This window comes from Kitasatospora sp. NPDC056531, assembly GCF_042794375.1.
Classification (GTDB): domain Bacteria; phylum Actinomycetota; class Actinomycetes; order Streptomycetales; family Streptomycetaceae; genus Kitasatospora.
Map to the genome: position 1 here is coordinate 1 of NZ_JBHTTU010000263.1, position 3,070 is coordinate 3,070.

At 72.8% G+C, this 3,070-nt stretch carries 4 protein-coding genes and 2 pseudogenes; 3 read left to right on the forward strand and 3 right to left on the reverse strand.

The window, feature by feature from the left end:
- Window positions 1-599 (forward strand): hypothetical protein (locus ACFQ87_RS45355; RefSeq protein ID WP_380616902.1); only part of this gene is annotated, 599 nt, incomplete at its 5' end.
- 142 nt (window positions 600-741) lie between these two features.
- On the opposite strand, the gene ACFQ87_RS45360 is transcribed toward ACFQ87_RS45355, so the two are convergent.
- On the reverse strand, window positions 742-903 hold the full coding sequence (locus ACFQ87_RS45360) for a hypothetical protein (protein WP_380616903.1): 162 nt from the start codon (window positions 901-903) through the stop codon (window positions 742-744).
- Window positions 904-938: 35 nt separating this feature from the next.
- On the reverse strand, window positions 939-1,583 hold the full coding sequence (locus ACFQ87_RS45365; RefSeq protein WP_380616904.1) for a DUF4232 domain-containing protein: 645 nt from the start codon (window positions 1,581-1,583) through the stop codon (window positions 939-941).
- A gap of 253 nt (window positions 1,584-1,836) precedes the next feature.
- On the opposite strand from ACFQ87_RS45365, the pseudogene ACFQ87_RS45370 reads away from it, so the two are divergent.
- Window positions 1,837-1,962, forward strand: a pseudogene (locus tag ACFQ87_RS45370) (zinc ribbon domain-containing protein); the annotation flags it as partial.
- Between the two features lie 56 nt (window positions 1,963-2,018).
- Window positions 2,019-2,483, forward strand: a pseudogene (locus ACFQ87_RS45375) (capsule biosynthesis protein CapD); the annotation flags it as partial.
- A 90-nt stretch (window positions 2,484-2,573) separates the two neighbouring features.
- Here ACFQ87_RS45375 and ACFQ87_RS45380 read toward each other — a convergent pair.
- On the reverse strand, window positions 2,574-3,070 hold a 497-nt coding region (locus ACFQ87_RS45380; RefSeq protein ID WP_380616905.1), incomplete at its 5' end, for a hypothetical protein.

Genomic DNA, 3,070 nt, shown 5'->3' on the forward strand with positions numbered 1-3,070 from the left:
GTTCGGTGCCCAGGGCCAGGCCCTGCGAGGTCTCGTCCAGCGAGAGCAGGCAGATCACCCGCTCGTCCGCCTCCGTCCCCACCCCCACCGCTGCGCCGGACGAACGCCCGCTCGCTCCCGGCGAGTTGCGGCGCTTCGGCCCCGGCGTCCCGCCGCGGGCCGCCGCCGCGTGGCACGGCGAGGCGGCGGCGGAGCCGAAGCCGCGGCCCCGCCGGGTGCGCAGGTGGCTGGTGCCGGTGGCCGTGCTCCTCGCGGTCCTCGCGCTGCTGTTCTGGCGCTTCCACACGACAGTCCTGGCGGTCACCGCCGTCGGCGTGACCACCGACCCGGCGGGCCCGGGCTGCGGGGGCACCGCCGTCGTCACGGCCTCGGTGGAGACCAACGGCGGTGCCGGCAGCATCCGTTACCGCTGGGTGCGCAGCGACGGCACGACCTCGGACGAGATCGTGCAGGACGTCCGCTCCGGCACGCACCACACCGACCTGATCCTGCGCTGGACGTTCGACGGCCACGGCTCCCTCCAGGCCACCGCCACCCTGGAGATCATCGCGCCCGCCGCCCGGACCGCGACCGCCACCTTCCCCTACCACTGCTCCTAGTAGGGCTTGGTCAGGTGAGCATCGGGGTGGGACGCCGTACCTCAGAGCACGCCCACCAGCACGATGACCAGGGCGGGCAGTGCGATGAAGACGGTGCCGAGGTGGAGACGCCCCGCCAGTTTCCGCACCGTGGTCGGGGTGGTCAGTACAGGGCGTCGCCCATGGGGGAGTCGTCGCCCGTGACGTACGGGCGGATCGATGCCAGGTACTGCGCACGGCTGACGCGCCCGTCTCCGTCGTCGTCCAGTGCGTCGAAGGCCGTGTCGGCGTTGTCGGCCCGGTTCCCCGGTGCCTGGCGCAGCATGGTGAACCGCGTCCGGCCGGGGCGGGAGCCCGCGGTCACTGGCCCTGGCCGGCGCTTCCCATCGGGCCGATCTTCACCGGGGATCCGCTGCCGTCCGTGACGGGCAGCGAGCCGGCGCCGGGCCAGGGCAAGGTGACCGATTGGGTCTCGTCCGGCGGGGTCACCACCAGACCGGTGATCCGGACGCCGGAGCCGCCCGAGGTGTTGGCCGGGTAACTGATGCCGAAGTAGGTCGACTTGCCGTTCGCCACGACGCCCGCGACGGCCGGCTCGCCGGAGCGCTTCGCGGACAGCGTGCCCGCGGAGGTCTTCAGGTCGACGCCCGCGTATCCGGAGAGCGTGCAGTCCTTGCCGCTGTGGTTCTTCAGCTCGACCACGACGGTGTTGTCGGCGTCGCCGGTGATGGTGCGGTCCGCGGCGGTGACGGTCAGGTCCGCGGTCCGGCACTTGGCGGGCTTCCCGGCCCCGGTGGAGCCGGTCGGTGCGGCGGTGGGCGGCGTGCCGTTCTTCCCCGCTCCGCTCGAAGCCGGTCCGCCGGCGGCCGGACCGCCGCTGGGGGAGGCGCCGGTGGACGCGGTCGGGGCGCCTTGTGCGGTGCCCGTCTCGTCGTCCTGGCAGGCGGTGAGCGAGAGGGCGGCGGCGACGGCCAGGGCGGCGAAGGCGAGCTTGCGGACGCGCACGGTGTTTTCCTCCGGGTGGGGCGGCGGTGCCTGGTGCTCGGTGCGAGCGGGTTTCCGAAGACCGGGACCGCCCTCCCGGACGAACCGTTCCGCCCGGGCCGCCCCCAGGACAGTGCTGTGACATGTACGGCCGGAAACCACCCGCGCCGTCGCCCGCCGTGCCGCGCCGCACCCCGCCGCCGACCTGCCCGGACGCCGGTTCACAGCGCCGCCGCGCACCGCCGACGCCGTCGCCGACGGCCGGTACAGACCCGTGACCCGGACGGCCTTGACGGTCGTCCTGGTCGATCCCGCGCACACGTCGCAGACCTGCCACGCCTGCAAGCACGTGGACCCGAAGAACCGGGGTGGAGGGCGATGTCGTGGAGGTAGTTGTGGACTGGCCGTTGACCAGTGCGCGGCTGGAGGGACCACGCGGTGTCAGTGGATCTGGACTGGACGATTCTGCGGCCGACGCAGTTCGCTTCGAACGCCCTGTGGTGGGCGGCGTCCATCCGCGAGCACCAACCGGTGCGCGTGCCGTATGCGGACGCCGGGCTCCCCACCATCAACCCCGCGGACATCACGTCGGTGGCGAGGGTCGCACTGACCGAGCCCGGTCACCAGGGACAGACGTATGCGCTGACCGGTCCGGAACGGGTGACAGCTCGGCAGCAGGTGGAGGCCATCGCGGCGGTCCTGGAGCGGGAGGTGCCGTTCGCAGAGATCAGTCGGGAGGAGGCCCACCGTCACATGGCCGCGTTCTTGGGAGATGAGGTCGCGGACGCGGTGCTGGACCTGACGGGCGGGGACGTCAACGACGAACTGCTGACGGTGCGCGACACGGTTTCACGAGTGACCGGCTTCCCGGCGAGGCCGTTCAGCCAGTGGGTTTCGGAGAATGTCGCCGCCTTCCGCTGAGCCGCCCGGACCTGAGTACGTTCATGCGTACTCGGTTGGGCTTTCGGCCTCTGCCGGGCTGGTCGATGCGGGTGACGTTGCCGCTGCCGGCTATGCCTTCTCCGGCGCGTCGTCGGCGGGCCTGTGGCCTTGGGTGCAGAGCCAGCGCCGGATTGCCTCCGTGTGGCGGACGGCGGTTGCGTGCAGGGCTGGACCGGTCCCCGCGGCGGCGGCCTCGCGACCGATTCGGGCGGCGTCCTGCTCGGCGGCCTCGACGACGGCGCTCGCGACCCAGTCGTCGACGACACCTTCGTTCTTCCACCGGGCGAGCCGGTTGCGCGCGGCGCGGTATGCGGCCTGGGCCTCGGCCGCCTTCGTCTGTTGAGCGGCCCGCTCCCAGTACCGCGTGCGGTTGGTGAGATATGCGTCGATGGCGCTGCGGGCCATGGCGCCGTCCCGTTCGGCATCGTGCTGAGCGCTCGTCATGCGGGAAGGATAAGAGAGCGCCGACGAGTCGGCCCGCTGCCCGACCACGAGTACCGGGAGCCGTGCGGCGGCCCGCCGGACGGTCTCCTCCTCGACACTCACCCATGGCGGGGTCCACCCGC